Here is an 18271-nt window from a genome sequence, read left to right as displayed (position 1 = left end):
GGACGGGCAGCTGCGGCTGCTGCTGGACCTGGTGCGGGCGGAGGCCGCCGCCGTGCTCGGGCACTCCGGTGCCGACGCGGTGCCGGAACGCCGCGCGTTCCGCGACATCGGCTTCGACTCGCTCACCGCCGTCGAACTGCGCAAGCGCATCGCGGGCGCCACCGGCCTCGCGCTGCCCAGCACGATGGCCTTCGACTACCCGAGCGCGCAGGCGCTCGCCGCGCACCTGCGCACCGAACTGCTCGGCGCCTCCGGCGGCGCCGCGCGCGTGTCGGCCGCGTCCGCCGACAGCGGAGAGGCCATCGCGATCGTCGGCATGGCCTGCCGCTTCCCCGGCGGCGCGGACACCCCGGAGCGGTTCTGGGAGCTGATCTCCGAGGGCGTCGACGCGATCTCCGACTTCCCCGTGGACCGCGGCTGGGACGGCGACCGGCTCTACGACCCGGACCCGGACCGGCCCGGCACCACCTACTCCACGCAGGGCGGATTCTTGCACGACGCGGGCGAATTCGACCCGGCGTTCTTCGGCATCTCCCCGCGCGAAGCGCTGTCCATGGACCCGCAGCAGCGGCTGCTGCTGGAGACGGCGTGGGAGTCCTTCGAGCGCGCCGGCATCGACCCCGGCACGCTGCACGGCAGCCGCACCGGCACCTACATCGGATCGAGCTTCCAGGACTACGGCAGCGGTTCCGCCGAGGGCTCCGAGGGCCACATGGTCACCGGGACCAGCCCGAGCGTGCTGTCCGGTCGGCTCTCCTACCTGTTCGGGCTGGAAGGCCCGGCGGTCACCGTGGACACCGCCTGCTCGTCCTCGCTGGTGGCGCTGCACCTGGCGTGCCAGTCGCTGCGCAACGGCGAGAGCGACCTCGCGCTGGCCGGTGGCGCGACCGTGATGGCGGACCCGGCGGCGTTCATCGCGTTCAGCAGTCAGCGCGCGCTGGCCCAGGACGGGCGCTGCAAGGCGTTCTCCGACGAGGCCGACGGCATGACGCTGTCCGAAGGCGTGGGCCTGCTGCTGGTGGAACGGCTCTCCGACGCCCGTCGCCACGGCCACGAGGTGCTCGCCGTGGTGCGCGGCAGCGCGGTGAACCAGGACGGCGCCTCGAACGGCCTGAGCGCGCCGAACGGCCCGTCGCAGCAGCGCGTCATCCAGCAGGCGCTGGCGAACGCCGATCTGTCCACATCGGACGTCCAGGTGGTGGAGGCGCACGGCACCGGCACCTCGCTCGGCGACCCGATCGAGGCGCAGGCGCTGCAGAACACCTACGGCCGCGACCGCGACCCGGCGACTCCGCTGCTGCTGGGCTCGGTGAAGTCCAACCTGGGCCACACCCAGTCCGCCTCCGGCGTGGTCAGCGTGATCAAGATGGTGCTGGCGATGCGCCACGGCGTGCTGCCGCGCACGCTGCACGCCGAGACGCCGTCCTCGCACATCGACTGGTCCGCGGGCACCGTCTCGCTGCTGCACGAGAACACCGCGTGGCCGGAGACCGGCGGACCGCGCCGGGCCGGGGTGTCCTCGTTCGGCATCAGCGGCACCAACGTGCACACCGTGCTGGAACAGGCGCCGGAACCCGAACCCGTCCAGGCGCCGGTGGTCGACTCCGCCGCGGCCGGTCCGGTGCCGTGGGTGCTGTCCGCGCGCACCGAACCCGCGCTGCGTGCCCAAGCCGCCCGACTCGCGTCCGAAGTGGACGGTCTTCGCGCGGTGGACGTCGCGCACTCGCTGCTCACCTCGCGCGCGCTGTTCGAGCACCGCGCCGTGTTCGTCGGCGACGACGCCGTGCTGCGCGACGGCCTCGCCGAGTTCGCCGCGGGCCGCCCGGCCACCGGCGTCGCGCAGGCGACCGCCGCCGAGAGCGGGCGCACCGTCTTCGTGTTCCCCGGCCAGGGCTCGCAGTGGGCGGGCATGGGCGCCCGGCTGCTCGACGAGTCGCCGGTGTTCGCCGCGCGGCTCGCCGAGTGCGCCGCCGCGCTGGCCGAGTTCGTCGACTGGTCGCTGCTCGACGTGCTGCGCGAAGCCGACGGCGCTCCCTCGCTGGAACGCGTCGACGTGGTGCAGCCCGCCTCGTTCGCCGTGATGGTGTCGCTGGCCGCGCTGTGGGAGCACCACGGCGTGCGCCCGGACGCCGTCGTCGGCCACTCCCAGGGCGAGATCGCCGCGGCCTGCGTCTCCGGCGCGCTGTCGCTGCCGGACGCCGCGCGGGTCGTGGCGCTGCGCAGCCAGGCCATCGCCCGCGGCCTCGCCGGAGCGGGCGGCATGATGTCGATCGCGCTGCCCGCCGCCGAGGTCGAGGACCGCCTCGGCGCGGGCGTCTCGATCGCGGCGATCAACGGGCCGCGCTCCGTCGTCGTCTCCGGCGACCCGGCGGCCCTGGACGTCCTGCACGAGCAGCTCACCGCCGAGGAGGTCCGGGCCCGCCGGGTCGCGGTGGACTACGCCTCGCACTCCGCGCACGTCGAAGCCATCGAAGCGGAACTGCTCGACGTGCTCGCGCCGGTGCAACCCGTCGAATCCGCGGTGCCGTTCTTCTCCACCGTCACCGGGGACTGGCTCGACACCTCCGGCATGGACGCCGCCTACTGGTACCGCAACCTGCGCCGCACCGTCGAGTTCGAACCGGCCGTGCGGGCGCTGGCCGAGCAGCAGCACGGCGTGTTCGTCGAGGTCAGCTCGCACCCGGTGCTGAGCTTCAGCGTGCAGGAGACGGTGGAGCAGGCGGGGGCGCCCGCCATCACCGGTGCCACGCTGCGCCGCGACCAGGGCGGCCTGGACCGGTTCCTGCTCTCCGCCGGTGAGCTGTTCGCGCACGGAGTCGCGGTGGACTGGTCGCCGGTGCTCGACGGCACCGGCGCGCGGCGGGTGGACCTGCCGACCTACGCCTTCCAGCACGAGCACCTGTGGGCGCTGCCCGCCGCCCCGCAGCTCGCCGCGACCGCCGACGCCGCGGAGGCCGAGTTCTGGGAGGCGGTCGAGCAGCAGGACCTCGGTTCGCTGACCGACCGTCTCGACGTGGACGAGGACTCGCTGGCCGCGGTGCTGCCCGCGCTGTCGTCCTGGCGCCGCAGCCGCACCGAGTCCTCCACCGTGGACTCGTGGCGGTACCGGGTCACCTGGAAGCCGTTGAGCGGCAACGGAAACGGTTCGATCGCCGGGACCTGGCTCGTGGTCACCGCCGACGGCGTGGACGACACCGACGTCGTCGCGGCGCTCACCGCGAACGGCGCGGCGGTGCGCCGCGTCGAACTCGACGAGTCCTGCCTCGACCGGGCCGTTCTCGCCGAGCGCCTCACCGGCGACGACGAGGAACCGGCCGGGGTGGTGTCGCTGCTCGCGCTCGCCGAGCGGCCCAGCACCGCGCACCCCGAACTCGCGCTCGGCCTCGCGTTGAGCGTGAGCCTGGTCCAAGCGCTCGACGGGATCGACGCCCCGCTGTGGGCGCTCACCCGCGGCGCCGTCGCCACCACCCGCTCCGAGCAGGTCACCAACCCCGTCCAGGCGCAGGTGCACGGCCTCGGCTGGACCGCCGCGCTGGAGCACCCGCAGCGCTGGGGCGGCGTGCTGGACCTGCCCGCCGAGCTCGACGAGCGCGCCGGGCAGCGGCTCGCGTCCGCACTGGCCTCCTCGACCGAGGACCAGCTCGCCCTGCGCGCCTCCGGCGTGTTCGCGCGCCGCGTCGTGCGCGCCCCCATCGGGGACCGCGCGCCCGCGAAGGACTGGAGCCCGCGCGGCACCACCCTGATCACCGGCGGCACCGGCACCCTCGCCCCGCACCTGGCGCGCTGGCTGGCGGAGCAGGGCGCCGAGCACCTGGTGCTCACCAGCCGCCGCGGCGCCGACGCGCCCGGCGCGACCGAGCTGCTCGACGAGCTCGCCGAACTGGGCGCCTCCGCGGAGATGCTGCCCTGCGACCTCGGCGACCGGGGATCGGTGCGGAACCTGCTGGCACGGCTGGAATCCGACGGTCGCACCGTGCGCACCGTGCTGCACACCGCGGCGTTCATCGGCCTGCAGGCCATCGACGAGGTAACCCCGGAGTCCTTCGCCGACGTCCTCCGGGCGAAGGTCGTCGGCGCGCAGCACCTCGACGAACTGCTCCCCGCTGAGCTCGACGCGTTCGTGCTGTTCTCCTCCACCGCCGGGATGTGGGGCAGCGGGCAGCACGCCGCCTACGTCGCGGGCAACGCCTACCTGGCCGCGCTCGCCGAGAACCGCCGGGCGCGCGGCCTGCCCGCCACCTCCGTGTCGTGGGGCATCTGGGCCGACGACCAGAAGCTCGGCCGCGTCGACCCGGACGCTATCCGCCGCAGCGGCCTCGTGTTCATGAACCCGGAGCTCGCGCTCGCCGGGTTGCGCGGCGCCCTCGACCACGACGACACCGCGCTCGCGGTCGCCGACGTGGACTGGGAGCGCTACTACCCGGTGTTCGCCGCGGCCCGGCCCACCGCGCTGTTCGGCGAGATCCCCGAGGTCCGCCGCATCGAGCAGCAGCAGGCCGAGCAGACCGGCACCGTCGCGGGCGGCGAGTTCGCCGCCCGGATCCGCGCGCTGCCCGCCACCGAGCAGAGCAGGATGCTGCTGGACCTGGTGCGCTCCGAGGCGGCGACCGCGCTCGGGCACACCTCCTCCGACGCGCTCGGCGAGCAGCGCGCGTTCCGCGACGTCGGGTTCGACTCGGTTACCGCCGTCGACCTGCGCAACCGGATCGCCGCCGCTACCGGGCTCACGCTGCCGAGCACGATGGTCTTCGACCACCCGAACCCGCTGGCGCTGGTGGAGTTCCTGCGGGCCGAGATCGCCGGTGCCACCGTCACCGCCACGACGACCGCGGTGCGGCCCGTCGACGACGAGCCCATCGCCATCGTCGGCATGAGCTGCCGCTACCCGGGCGGGGTCGACTCGCCGGAGCGGCTGTGGGACCTGGTGCTGCGCGGCGCGGACGTGATCTCCGGGTTCCCCGCCGACCGCGGCTGGGACGCCGAGGGGATCTACGACCCCGACCCGGACCGGCAGGGCAAGACGTACTCCACGCAGGGCGGGTTCCTGCACGACGTGGCCGACTTCGACGCGGAGTTCTTCGGCATCTCCCCGCGCGAAGCGCTCGCGATGGACCCGCAGCAGCGGTTGCTGCTGGAAACCGCGTGGGAGTCCTTCGAGCGCGCCGGCATCGACCCGGCATCGCTGCGCGGCAGCCTCACCGGGGCGTTCATCGGCGCGAGCTACCAGGACTACAACGCCCACGCCTCGGACGGCTCCGAAGGCCACATGATCACCGGGGCGCTCTCCAGCATCCTGTCCGGGCGGGTGTCGTACCTGTTCGGCCTGGAGGGACCGGCGGTCACGCTGGACACCGCGTGCTCGTCCTCGCTGGTGGCGCTGCACCTGGCGTGCCAGTCGCTGCGCAACGGGGAGAGTTCGCTGGCGCTGGCCGGCGGCGTGTCGGTGATGTCCACGCCGAGCGCGTTCATCGGCTTCAGCCGCCAGCGCGCGATGGCCGTCGACGGCCGGTGCAAGGCGTACTCCGAGGCCGCCGACGGCATGAGCCTCGCCGAGGGCATCGGCCTGGTGCTGGTGGAGCGCCTGTCCGACGCGCGCCGCAACGGGCACCCGGTGCTGGCGGTGGTGCGCGGGTCGGCGATCAACCAGGACGGCGCCTCCAACGGGCTGACCGCGCCGAACGGGCCGTCGCAGCAGCGCGTCATCCGCGCGGCGCTCGCCAACGCGGGCATCGCGCCCGCCGAGGTCGACGTGCTCGAAGGCCACGGCACCGGCACCGCGCTGGGCGACCCGATCGAGGCGCAGGCGCTGCTGGCGACCTACGGCCAGGAGCGGGACAACCCGCTGCTGCTGGGGTCGATCAAGTCCAACATCGGGCACGCGCAGATGGCCTCCGGCGTCGCCAGCGTGATCAAGATGGTGCAGGCGCTGCGGCACGGCACCGTCCCGAAGACGCTGCACGTCGACGAGCCGTCCTCGCACGTGGACTGGGGTTCCGGCGCGATCGAGCTGCTGGGCGAGCAGGTGCCGTGGCCGGAGGCGGGCCGCCCGCGCCGGGCCGCGGTGTCCTCGTTCGGGCTCAGCGGCACCAACGCGCACACCATCCTGGAGCAGGCGCCGCCGGTGGAGGAACCGGAGCCGACTCCGGAGGCGGGCATCGTGCCCGCCGTGCTCTCCGGCCGCAGCGAAGCCGCGCTGCGCGCCCAGGCCGAGCGGCTGCTGTCCCACGTGGACGGTTCCGAGCTCGCGCTGACCGACCTCGCGTTCTCGTTGGCCGACGGGCGCGGGCGGTTCGAGCACCGGGCCGCGGTGATCGCCGAGGACCCGGCGGAGCTGCGGCGCGGGCTCGCGGCCCTGCGCGACGGCACCCCGGCCGGGAACCTGGTGCGCGGCAAGGCATCCGGGGACCTGCGGGTCGCCTTCCTGTTCACCGGCCAGGGCAGCCAGCGCCCCGGCATGGGCCGCGAGCTCTACGCCCGCTTCCCCGTGTTCGCCGACGCGCTCGACGACGTGCTGGCGCACTTGGACGCCGAGCTCGACACCCCGCTGCGCGACGTCCTGTTCGCGGCGGCGGACAGCGCCGACGCCGCCCTGCTCGACTCCACCGCCTGCACCCAGCCCGCGCTGTTCGCGCTGGAAGTGGCGCTGTTCCGGCTCGTCGAGTCGTGGGGCCGGCGTCCGGACTACCTGGCCGGGCATTCCATCGGCGAGCTCGCCGCCGCGCACGTCGCCGGGGTGCTGTCGCTGCCCGACGCGTGCGCGCTGGTCGCCGCGCGCGGCAGGCTGATGCAGGCGCTGCCCGAGGGCGGCGCGATGATCTCGGTGCAGGCCACCGAGGACGAGGTCGCACCACTGCTGACCGAACGGGTCTCGCTCGCCGCGATCAACGGCCCGGAGTCCGTCGTCGTCTCCGGCGACGCCGATGAGGCGGTGGCGGTCGCGGAGCACTTCGAGCAGTCGGGGCGCAAGGCGAAGCGGCTCACGGTGAGCCACGCGTTCCACTCGCCGCTGATGGACCCGATGCTCGACGACTTCCGCCGCGTCGCCGAATCGCTCACCTACCACCACCCGGCCATCCCGATCGTGTCCACCCTGACCGGTGAGCTCGCCACCGCCGAGCAGCTGGGCAGCGCCGAGCACTGGGTGGCGCACGTGCGCGGCGCGGTGCGCTTCGCCGACGGCGCCCGGTGGCTGGCCGACGCCGGGGTGCGCACGTTCCTCGAACTCGGGCCCGACGGCGTGCTCTGCGGCATGGCGCGCGGCAGCGTCGCCGAGGACGCGGTGCTGCAACCGGCGCTGCGCCGGGACCGCGACGAGACCGAGGCCGTCACCACCGCGCTGGCCCGCCTGCACGTCGCGGGTGTGCGGGTCGACTGGGACGGGTACTTCGCGGGCACCGGCGCGCGCCGGGTGGACCTGCCGACCTACGCCTTCCAGCACAAGCGCTTCTGGCCCGAACCCGTCGCCGCCGAGGCCGCGACCGACCCGGTGGACGCCGAGTTCTGGTCCGCCGTCGAACGCGCCGACACCGGCGCGCTGAGCTCCACGCTGGACCTGGACGGCGACACCGTGCAGGCGATGGTGCCCGCGCTGTCGGCGTGGCGGCGCAAGCGCCACGAGTCCGCCACCGCCGACTCCTGGCGGTACCGGACCGCGTGGCGCCCCGTGCGCGCCGAGCACGCCGCGCCCGCAGGACCGTGGCTGGTGCTGACCCCGCAGGCCTGCGACGCGGAACCGACCGCCCGGGTGCTGGCCGCGCTCGGAGCGGACGCGGTGCGCGTCGAGGTGCACCGCGCAGACCGCGCCGAGCTGGCCTGGCGGCTGCGCACCGAGGCCGTCGACGCCGGATTCCCGGACTCCGGGGCGGGATTCGCCGGAGTGGTCTCGCTGCTGGCGTGGGACACCGAGCCGCACGAGCCGGAGGTGCCCGCGGGCCTGCTGCTGACCGCCACCGCCGTGCAGGCGCTTGCCGACGCCGAGATCGACGCCCCGCTGTGGACCCTCACCAGCGGCGCCGTCGCCATCGGCCGTTCCGAGGTTCCCGCCGACCCGGCGCAGGCCGCGCTGTGGGGCTTCGGCCGCGTCGTCGCGCTCGAACGGCCCGCCCGCTGGGGCGGCCTCATCGACGTCGACCTCGACGCGCTCGACCGGCTCCCCGCGGTCCTCGGCGGCCCCGAGGACCAGGTGGCGGTGCGGCCGTCGGGCGCGTTCGCCCGCAGGCTGCTGCCCGCACCCATCGCCGCCGAGGACGAAAAGCCCTTCACCGCACGGGGAACCGTGCTCATCACCGGCGGCACCGGTGGTCTCGGCGGGCGGGTCGCGCGGCTCTACGCGCGGTCCGGTGCCGAGCACCTGGTGCTGCTGAGCCGACGCGGACCGGACGCGCCCGGCGCGGCGGAGCTGCGCGCGGAACTCGCCGACCTGGGCGCGGAGGTCACGATCGCGGCCTGCGACGCCGCCGATCGGGACGCGCTCGTCGCCGTGCTCGACGACGTCCCCGCCGAGCACCCGCTGCGCGCGGTGATCCACACCGCCGGGGTCGTCGAGGACGGCGTGCTCGACGCGCTGACCCCCGAGCGGTTCACCGCCGTGTGGCGCTCGAAGGTCGTCGCCGCGCGGCACCTCGACGAGCTCACCGCCGAGGCGGAGCTCGACGCGTTCGTGCTGTTCTCCTCCACGGCGGGCACCTTCGGCGCCGCCGGGCAGGGCAACTACGCCGCCGCCAACGCCGCGCTCGACGCGCTCGCCGAGACCCGGCGCGCGGCGGGCCGCACCGCCACCTCGATCGCCTGGGGCCCGTGGGCGGAGGGCGGGATGGCCGACGCCGCCGTGCAGAGCAGGGTGCGCCGGGGCGGGTTCGACCCGATGGCGCCGGAGCGGGCGATCACCGCGCTGCGCCGGGCGCTGGAGCAGGACGACACGACGCTCGCCGTCGCCGACATCGACTGGGAGCGGTTCGCCGCCGCGTTCACCTCGGCCCGCGCGCTGATCTCCGAGATCCCGCAGGTCCGCGCGCTCGCGCAGGCCGAACCCGCCGCCGCGCCCGATGAGCAGGGGCTGCGCTCGCGGCTCGTGGAGCTGCCCGACGCCGAACGCGGCCAGGTCGTGCTCGACCTGCTGCTCGGGCAGGTCGCCGCCGTGCTCGGCCACTCCGACGCCACCGAGGTGGCCGCCGACCGCGCGTTCCAGGACCTCGGTTTCGACTCGCTGACCACGGTGGAACTACGCAACGCGATCACCGCGGCGACCGGGCTGGCGCTGCCCTCGACGCTGGTCTACGACCACCCGACTCCGTTGGCGCTGCGGGACTTCCTGCTCGCGGAGCTGCTGGGCTCGTTGCCCGCCGCCGGTCCGGCGGTGGCCGCCCGCGCGGCCGACGACGACCCGATCGCCGTGGTCGGCATCGGCTGCCGGTTCCCCGGCGGTGTGCGCTCGCCGGAGGACCTGTGGGCGCTGCTGGCCGACGGCACCGACGCGATCACGTCGTTCCCCACCGACCGCGGCTGGGACCTCGACGCGCTCGCCGCCGGTGACTCGGCCACCCGCGAAGGCGGGTTCCTCGACGGCGTGGCCGATTTCGACGCCCCGTTCTTCGGGATCTCCCCGCGGGAGGCGCTGGCGATGGACCCGCAGCAGCGGCTGCTGCTGGAGACCACCTGGGAATCCCTGGAACGCGCCGGGATCAACCCGGACCGGCTGCGCGGCAGCGACACCGGCGTGTTCGTCGGCACCAACGGCCAGGACTACCCGCAGCTGCTGCGCGACGCCGCCGCCGACGTGGCCGGCCACGTCGCGACCGGCAACACCGCCAGCGTCATGTCCGGCAGGCTCTCCTACACGCTCGGGCTGGAAGGCCCCGCCGTCACCGTGGACACCGCCTGCTCGTCCTCGCTGGTCGCGCTGCACTGGGCGGCGGGCGCGCTGCGCTCCGGCGAGTGCTCGCTGGCGCTGGCCGGTGGCGTGTCGGTGATGTCCGGGCCGGACTCCTTCGTGGAGTTCAGCACCCAGAGCGGCCTGGCCCCCGACGGCCGGTGCAAGGCGTTCTCCGCGGACGCCGACGGCACCGCCTGGGCCGAGGGCGTGGGAATCCTCGTGCTGGAACGGCTTTCCGACGCCGTCCGCCACGGCCACGAGGTGTGGGGCGTGGTGCGCGGCGGCGCGATCAACCAGGACGGCGCCTCCAACGGGCTCACCGCGCCGAACGGGCCGTCGCAGCAGCGGGTGATCCGCCAGGCGCTCGCCGACGCGGGCCTCACCGCCGCCGACGTGGACGCCGTCGAAGCGCACGGCACCGGCACCACCCTCGGCGACCCGATCGAGGCCGGGGCGCTGCTGGCGACCTACGGCCGCGACCGGCAGGAGCCGCTGCGGCTCGGCGCGATCAAGTCGAACCTGGGCCACACCCAGGCCGCCGCGGGCGTCGCCGGAGTGGTCAAGGTGCTGCTGGCGATGCGCCACGGGCTGCTGCCCAAGACGCTGCACGCCGAGACCGCCACCACCCACGTGGACTGGAGCTCCGGCGGAGTCGAACTGCTCGCCGAGGCGCAGCAGTGGCCGGAGCCGGGCCGTCCGCGCCGGGCCGGGGTGTCCGCGTTCGGCGTCAGCGGCACCAACGCGCACGTCATCCTCGAACAGGCCCCGGAGCTCGACACCGAGCGCGCGGCGCCGCGGGTGCGCCCGCAGGTGGTGCCGTGGCCGGTGTCCGCCCGGTCGAAGACCGCGCTGGACGAGCAGGTCCGGCGGCTCACCGCGCTGGACTCCGATCTGTCCACAGTGGACGTCGGCTACTCGCTGGCCACCGGCCGCGCCGCGCTGCGCCACCGCGCCGTGCTGCTGGCGGGCCCGGCCGGGGCCGCCGAAGTGGCCAGGGGCGTCGACCAGGGCCCCGGCGGGCGCACCGCGTTCCTGTTCTCCGGCCAGGGCAGCCAGCGCGCCGCGATGGGCCGCGAGCTCTACGACCGGTTCCCGGTGTTCGCCGCCGCGCTCGACGAGGTGCTCGCGCACCTGGACCTCGAACTGGAGCACCCGCTGCGGGAAGTCCTGTTCGCCGAACCCGGCAGCGCCGACGCGGCCCTGCTGGACCGGACCGGCCGCACCCAGCCGGCGCTGTTCGCGATCGAGGTGGCGCTCTACCGCCTCGTCGAATCCTGGGGCCTCACCCCGGACCACGTCGCGGGCCACTCCATCGGTGAGCTCGCCGCCGCGCACGTGGCGGGCGTGTTCTCGTTGCCGGACGCCGTGAAGCTCGTCGCCGCGCGGGCCGGACTGATGCAGGCGCTGCCGGAAGGCGGCGCGATGGTCTCGGTGCAGGCCACCGAGGACGAGGTCGCCCCGCTGCTGACCGGTGACGTGGCGATCGCCGCCATCAACGGACCGGAGGCGGTCGTCGTCTCCGGTGGCGCCGACGCCGCCCGCCGCATCGGCGAGCACTTCGCCGAGCTGGGCCGCAAGGTCCGCGAGCTCACCGTGAGCCACGCGTTCCACTCACCGCTGATGGACCCGATGCTCGACGACTTCTACCGGGTCGCCGCCGAGATCACCTACTCCGCGCCCACGATCCCCGTGGTGTCGAACCTGACGGGCGCCGTCGCCGACGCGGCGGAGCTCTGCTCGCCCGAGTACTGGGTGCGCCACGTGCGCCGCCCCGTCCGCTTCGCCGACGGCGTGCGCGCCCTGCGCGATGCCGGGGTGAACCGGTTCGTGGAACTCGGCCCGGACGGGGTGCTCGCCGCGATGGCGCAGCAGGTCCTCACCGACGAACCGGTGGTGGCCGTGCTGCGCAAGGACCGCGGCGAGGAGGTCGCGCTCACCACCGCGCTGGCCCGGCTGCACGTCCACGGCGCGCCGATCGACTGGGAGGCGTTCTTCGCCGGGACCGAGGCCCGGCGCGTCGGGCTGCCGACCTACCCGTTCCAGCGGGAGCGGTTCTGGCCGGAGCCTGCCACGCGCCGGACGGCCGAGGACCCGGTGGACGCCGAGTTCTGGGCCGCCGTCGAGCGGGAGGACCTGGAATCGCTGTCGGGCACCTTGGCGCTGGACGGCGAAGCGCTCTCCGAACTGGTGCCCGCGCTGTCGACCTGGCGCCGCAACCGGCGCGAGCAGTCCGTCGTGGACGGGTGGCGCCACGCGATCACCTGGAAGCCGATCGGACCCGCCCGCGCGGGCACCGGCCCGTGGCTGGTGCTGGTCCCGGCGGGGGAGCGCGGCACCGACTGGAACACCGCCGTGCTCGCCGCGCTGCCCGGCGCCGACGTCGTGGAGGTCGGCGACGACCTCCACGAGCTCGACGACCGGTACGCGGCGGCCGTGGCGCTGCCCGGCACCGACCCGGAGGCGCTGCTGAGCGCGCTCGCCGACGCGGGCGTGACCGCGCCGCTGTGGTGCCTCACCCGGGGCGCCGTGGCCGTCGGCCGCGCCGAGGTCCCCGACGCCGAGGCCGCCGCGCTGTGGGGCCGGGGCCGGGTCATCGCGCTGGAGGAAGCCGAGCGCTGGGGCGGGCTGATCGACCTGCCTGCGGCGGTCGATCCGCGCGCCGCCGACCGGCTGGCGGGAGTGCTCGCCGGGCCGGAGGACCAGGTCGCGGTCCGCGCCTCCGGCGCCTACGGGCGCAGGCTGGTGCCCGCACCGGCCACCGGCGCGCCGTGGCGCCCGCACGGCGCGGTGTTGGTCACCGGTGCAGGCGAACCCGCCGACCGGATCTGCCGCTGGCTCACCGACAACGGCGCCGAACACCTGATCCGCACCACCGAGGACCCGGCCGCGACCGTCCTGGACGGCGACCTCGCCGACGGCGACGCGCTGGCCGCGGCGCTCGGCGAGGTGCCGCTCACCGCCGTGATCCACACCGGTCCGGTCGAGGAGGCCGAGGGCCTGGCCGCGCTGCTGGCCGACCGGGACGTGGACGCGTTCGCGCTGATGTCCTCGATCGCCACCACGTGGGGAGTGCGCGGCCAGCGGGACGCCGCCGCCGACGGAGCCCGGCTCGAAGCGCTCGCCGCGCAGTGGCGGACGCAGGGGCTGCCCGCGCTCGTGATCTCGTGGAGCGCCTGGGAGTCCGCTGAGGACTCCGGTGCGGCGCACCGCCGCGCCAACGGGCTGCCCGCGCTCGCCCCGGACCTGGCCGTCACCGCGCTCGGTCACGCCCTCGGCGGCGCGGAGAGCTCGCTGGTCGTCGCCGACGTGCTCTGGGAGAAGTTCGCCCCCGCGGCCACCGCCGGCAGGCGCAGCGCGCTGTTCGACGAGATCCCCGCCGCCGCGCGGGCCCTGGAGACCAGCGGTGCCGCCGACACCTCCTCGCTGCGCGACGAGCTGCTCGCGCTGCGGGAGGCGGACCGCGCCGAGCACGTCCTCGCGCTCGTGCGCTCCGCCGCCGCCGAAGTGCTCGGCTACGCCGACGCCGACGCGGTGGAGGCGGACCTCGCGTTCCGCGACCTCGGCTTCGACTCGCTGACGGCCGTGGACCTGCGCAACTCGCTCAGCGCCCGGACCGGGCTGACGCTGCCCGCGACGCTCGTGTTCGACCACCCCACGCCGACCGCGCTCGCCGCGCACCTGCTCGCCGAGCTCACCGGCGAGCAGGCCGTGGCCGACGCACCGGCGCGGGTGGGCGCCGCGGACGATCCGATCGCGATCGTCGGCATGAGCTGCCGCTACCCGGGTGGCGTCCGCTCGCCGGAAGACCTGTGGCGGCTGCTCGTCGAGGAGACCGACGCCATCGGCGCCGCGCCCACCGACCGCGGCTGGGACCTCGCGTCGATGGCCACGAAGGAAGGCGGATTCCTCTACGACGTCGCCGACTTCGACCCCGGCTTCTTCGGCATCTCGCCGCGCGAGGCCATGGTGATGGACCCGCAGCAGCGCATCGTGCTCGAAGCGGCCTGGGAGGCGTGGGAGCGCGCGGGCATCGATCCGGCCGAGCTGCGCGGCACCGACGCCGGCGTGTTCGTCGGCGGTGGCACCGGCGACTACCGGCCCCCGGCAGGCCAGGTCGGGCACGCGCAGACCGCGCAGTCCGCGAGCCTCATCTCCGGCCGCCTCGCCTACACCCTCGGTCTGGAAGGACCGGCGGTCACCGTGGACACGGCGTGCTCGTCCTCGCTGGTGGCGCTGCACCAGGCGGTGCAGGCGCTGCGCTCCGGGGAGTGCTCGGTGGCGCTCGCGGGCGGTGTGACGGTGATGTCCACCCCGGTGGGCTTCGTCGAGTTCGGCGAGATGGGCGCGCTGTCCCCGGACGGGCGCTGCCGCGCGTTCGCCGAGGCCGCCGACGGCACCGGCTGGTCCGAGGGCGTCGGCATGCTCGTGGTGGAGCGGCTCTCCGACGCACAGCGCAACGGGCACGAGGTGCTCGCGGTGCTGCGCGGTTCGGCGATCAACTCCGACGGCGCCTCCAACGGGCTCACCGCGCCGAACGGGCTGTCCCAGCAGCGGGTGATCCGCAAGGCGCTCGCCGGTTCCGGCCTGGGAACGTCCGATGTGGACGCTGTCGAGGCGCACGGCACCGGCACCTCGCTGGGCGACCCGATCGAGGCGCAGGCCCTGCTGGCGACCTACGGGCGGGAGCGGGAACACCCGCTGCTGCTGGGATCGGTGAAGTCCAACATCGGCCACAGCCAATCCGCCTCCGGCGTCGCCGGAGTGATCAAGACGGTGCTGGCGATGCGGCACGGCGTGCTGCCGAAGACGCTGCACGTGGACCGGCCCTCCACGCACGTGGACTGGTCGGCGGGCGCGGTCGAGCTGCTCACCGCGGCCACCGAGTGGCCGGACACCGGCCGCCCGCGCCGCGCCGCGGTGTCGTCGTTCGGCGCCAGCGGCACCAACGCCCACGTGGTGCTCGAACAGGCCCCCGCCGTCGAGCAGCGGAACCCGGAGCCGACCGCGACACCGGCCGCATTGCCCGTGGTGCTCTCCGGGCGCACCCCGGAAGCGTTGCGGGCGCAGGCGAAACGCCTCGTCGGCACCGCTGCGGACCTGCCGGACCTGGCGTTCTCGCTGGCCACGACCCGCTCCCACTTCGAGCACCGGGCCGCGGTGCTCGCGGGGGACCGCGCCGAACTGCTGGCCGGGCTCACCGCGCTCGCCGACGGCGGCACCGCCGGGAACGTCCTGCGGGGCACCGGGGCCAAGCCGGGCAAGCTGGCACTGCTGTTCTCCGGGCAGGGCAGCCAGCGCGCCGGGATGGGCCGCGAGCTGCACGCCCGGTTCCCGGTGTTCGCCGCCGCGCTCGACGAGGTGCTGGCGCACTTCGACCTGGTGCTGGACCGCCCGCTGCGGGAGGTCATGTTCGCCGAGCCGGGCACGGCCGAAGCCGCGCTGCTCGACGAGACCGGCTGCACCCAGCCCGCGCTGTTCGCGTTCGAGGTCGCGCTGTTCCGCCTCGTGGAATCCTGGGGCGTGCGGCCGGACTTCCTCACCGGCCACTCCATCGGTGAGCTGGCCGCCGCGCACGTGGCGGGCGTGTTCTCGTTGCCGGACGCGGTGAAGCTGGTCGCGGCGCGGGCGAGCCTGATGCAGGCGCTGCCCGCGGGTGGCGCGATGATCTCGGTGCAGGCCACCGAGGACGAGGTCGCGCCGCTGCTGACCGACCGCGTCTCGCTCGCCGCGATCAACGGTCCCGACTCGGTGGTGCTCGCCGGGGACGAGGGCGGTGTGCGGGAGATCGCGGAGCGCTTCACCGCCGACGGTCGCAAGACTAGGCGTTTGCGGGTCAGTCATGCGTTTCACTCACCACTGATGGACGCCATGCTGGAGGACTTCGGCCGCATCGCCAGGGACGTCGACTACGACGCCCCGGCGATCCCCGTCGTGTCCAACCTGACCGGCGAGCTCGCCACCACCGAGCAGCTGTGCGACCCCGCCTACTGGGTGGACCACGTGCGCCAGGCCGTGCGGTTCGCCGACGGGGTGCGCGCGCTCGAAGGCCGCGGCGTCCGGACCTACTGCGAGATCGGCCCCGACTCGGTGCTGTCCGCGCTGGTCACGGGCACGCTCGACGGTGCGGCCGAGGTGGTTCCCGCACAGCGCAAGGACCGCTCGGAGGAGGAATCGCTCGTCGCGGCGCTCGCCCGGCTGCACGTCGGCGGGACGGTGCCGCTGCGGCGGGAGTTCTTCGACGGCACCGGCGCGCGCCGGATCGACCTGCCCACCTACGCGTTCCAGCACGACCGGTTCTGGCCGGAGCCCGAGGCCCCCGCGGTCGCGAGCGCTTCGGCGGGCCGGGACGAGGAGTTCTGGAACGCCGTGGCCGACGCCGACTTCGCCTCGCTGGCCGAGAAGCTGGACGTGCCCGGCGACGCCCTCTCCGAGGTGCTGCCCGCGCTGTCCGGCTGGCGCCGGCAGCACCAGGACCAGGCGACCGTGGACTCGTGGCGGCACCGGTTCGGCTGGAAGCCGCTGACCGGGCTGTCCGGGCGGCCGTCCGGCACGTGGCTGGCGGTGCTGCCCGAAGGCGGCGCCGGGGCCTGGGCGGACGCGCTGCTCGACCCGCTCGGTGACGTGACCCGCGTCGAGGTCGCGGGCGCGGACCGGGCCGGTTGGGCCGAGCGGTTCCGCGGCCTGCGGGTCTCCGGCGTCGTGTCGCTGCTCGCGACCGCCGACACCGGCAACACCGTGCCCGACGGCCCCGGACGCACCGCGACCCTGCTGCAAGCCCTCGGTGACGCGGGCATCGACGCACCACTGTGGACGGTCACCTGCGGTGCCGTCGCCACCGGCCGCTCCGAGGCGCCTGCCAACCCCGCGCAGGCGGGGGTGTGGGGCCTCGGCCGCGTTGCCGCGCTCGAACTCCCGGCCCGCTGGGGCGGGCTGGTCGACCTGCCCGCCGAGCTCGACGACGCGATCACCGCCCGGTTCGGCGCCGTGCTCGCCGGGCACGACGGCGAAGACCAGGTGGCGGTGCGCTCCGGCGCCGCGTTCGGGCGGCGGCTGCTGCCCGCGCCGGAACGCCCCGAGCGGCCGTGGGAACCGACCGGCACGGTGCTGATCACCGGTGGCACCGGCGCGCTCGGCGCGCAGGTCGCCCGCCGGCTCGCCGAAACCGGCGCGCAGCACCTGGTGCTGCTCAGCCGCAGCGGGATCGACGCCCCCGGTGCCAAGGAACTGCGCGACGACCTCGCCGAACTCGGTGCCACCGCGGCGATCGAGGCCTGCGACGTCGCCGACCGCGACCAGCTCGAAGCGGTGCTCTCCGACGTCCCCGCCGACCACCCGCTGACCGGCGTGGTGCACGCGGCGGGCGTGCTCGACGACGGCGTGCTCGACGGGCTCACCCCGGACCGGTTCGACGCGGTGCTGCGCACCAAGGTGCGCGCCGCGCTGCTGCTCGACGAGCTCACCCGCGAGCACGACCTGGCGGCGTTCGTGCTGTTCTCCTCGGCGTCGGCCGCGGTGGGCAACGCCGGGCAGGCCAACTACGCGGCGGCCAACGCGGTGCTCGACGCGCTCGCCGAGCAGCGCCAGGCCCACGGCCTGCCCGCGACCTCCATCGCGTGGGGCGCCTGGGGTGGCGAAGGCATGGCCGCCGGGCAGGACGCCGAGAGCGGCGCCCAGCGCGGCGGCGTGGACGTCATGCGCCCCGACCTGGCGCTGCGGGCGTTCACCGAACTGGCCGCCGGTGCCGAACCGGCACCGCTGGTCGCGGCCGTGAGCGACCGGTTCGCCCGGACGTTCACCGCGACCCGGCCGAGCCCGCTGCTGCGCGAACTGCCCGGCCACGCCGAGACCGCCGCACCCGCGGTGGCCGCGGTCGCCGCCGGGTCGTTGCGCGACGAGCTCGCCGAACTGCCCCCGGCCCGGCGCCGGGACGTGCTGCTGGACCTGGTGCGGGAGCACAGCGCGGAGATCCTCGGCCACGCCGGGGTCGACGCCGTCGGCCCGGACCGGGCGTTCCGCGACCTCGGGTTCGACTCGCTGGCCGCGGTGGAGCTGCGCAACCGGCTCGGCACCGCGAGCGGGCTGGGCCTGGCGGCGACGCTCGTGTTCGACCACCCGACTCCCGCCGACCTCGCCGAGCACCTGCTCGCCGAACTCGGCGTGGACGGGAACGACTCGGCCGAAGCCGGCGACGAGGACGCGCGGATCCGGCGGCTGCTGGCGGAACTCCCGCTGTCGCGGCTGCGGGACTCCGGAGTGCTCGATTCGCTGCTGAGCCTCACCGACGAGCAGCAGGGCTCGGACGGCGACGACACCGACGACTCGATCGATGACATGGCCCTGGACGACCTGGTGCAGGCGGCGCTGGACGGCGCCACCAGACCGGACGTCGAGACCGACTGA

Annotated in this window: 1 protein-coding gene (running past one end of the window); it reads left to right on the top strand. The window is 75.2% G+C overall.

Annotation, left to right across the window (positions count from 1 at the left end; all coding sequences use genetic code 11):
- A protein-coding gene (locus BJ969_RS20120) for a type I polyketide synthase (protein WP_184480951.1) crosses the window boundary here: on the top strand, positions 1 to 18271 show its 3' portion. 9476 nt of this gene lie to the left of the window's left edge; the window shows 18271 of its 27747 coding nt (coding positions 9477–27747); the start codon falls outside the window, past its left edge; the stop codon is at positions 18269 to 18271.

It is taken from the genome of Saccharopolyspora gloriosae (assembly GCF_014203325.1).
Lineage (GTDB): Bacteria > Actinomycetota > Actinomycetes > Mycobacteriales > Pseudonocardiaceae > Saccharopolyspora_C > Saccharopolyspora_C gloriosae.
This window is presented reverse-complemented; position numbering and strand designations above follow the sequence as displayed.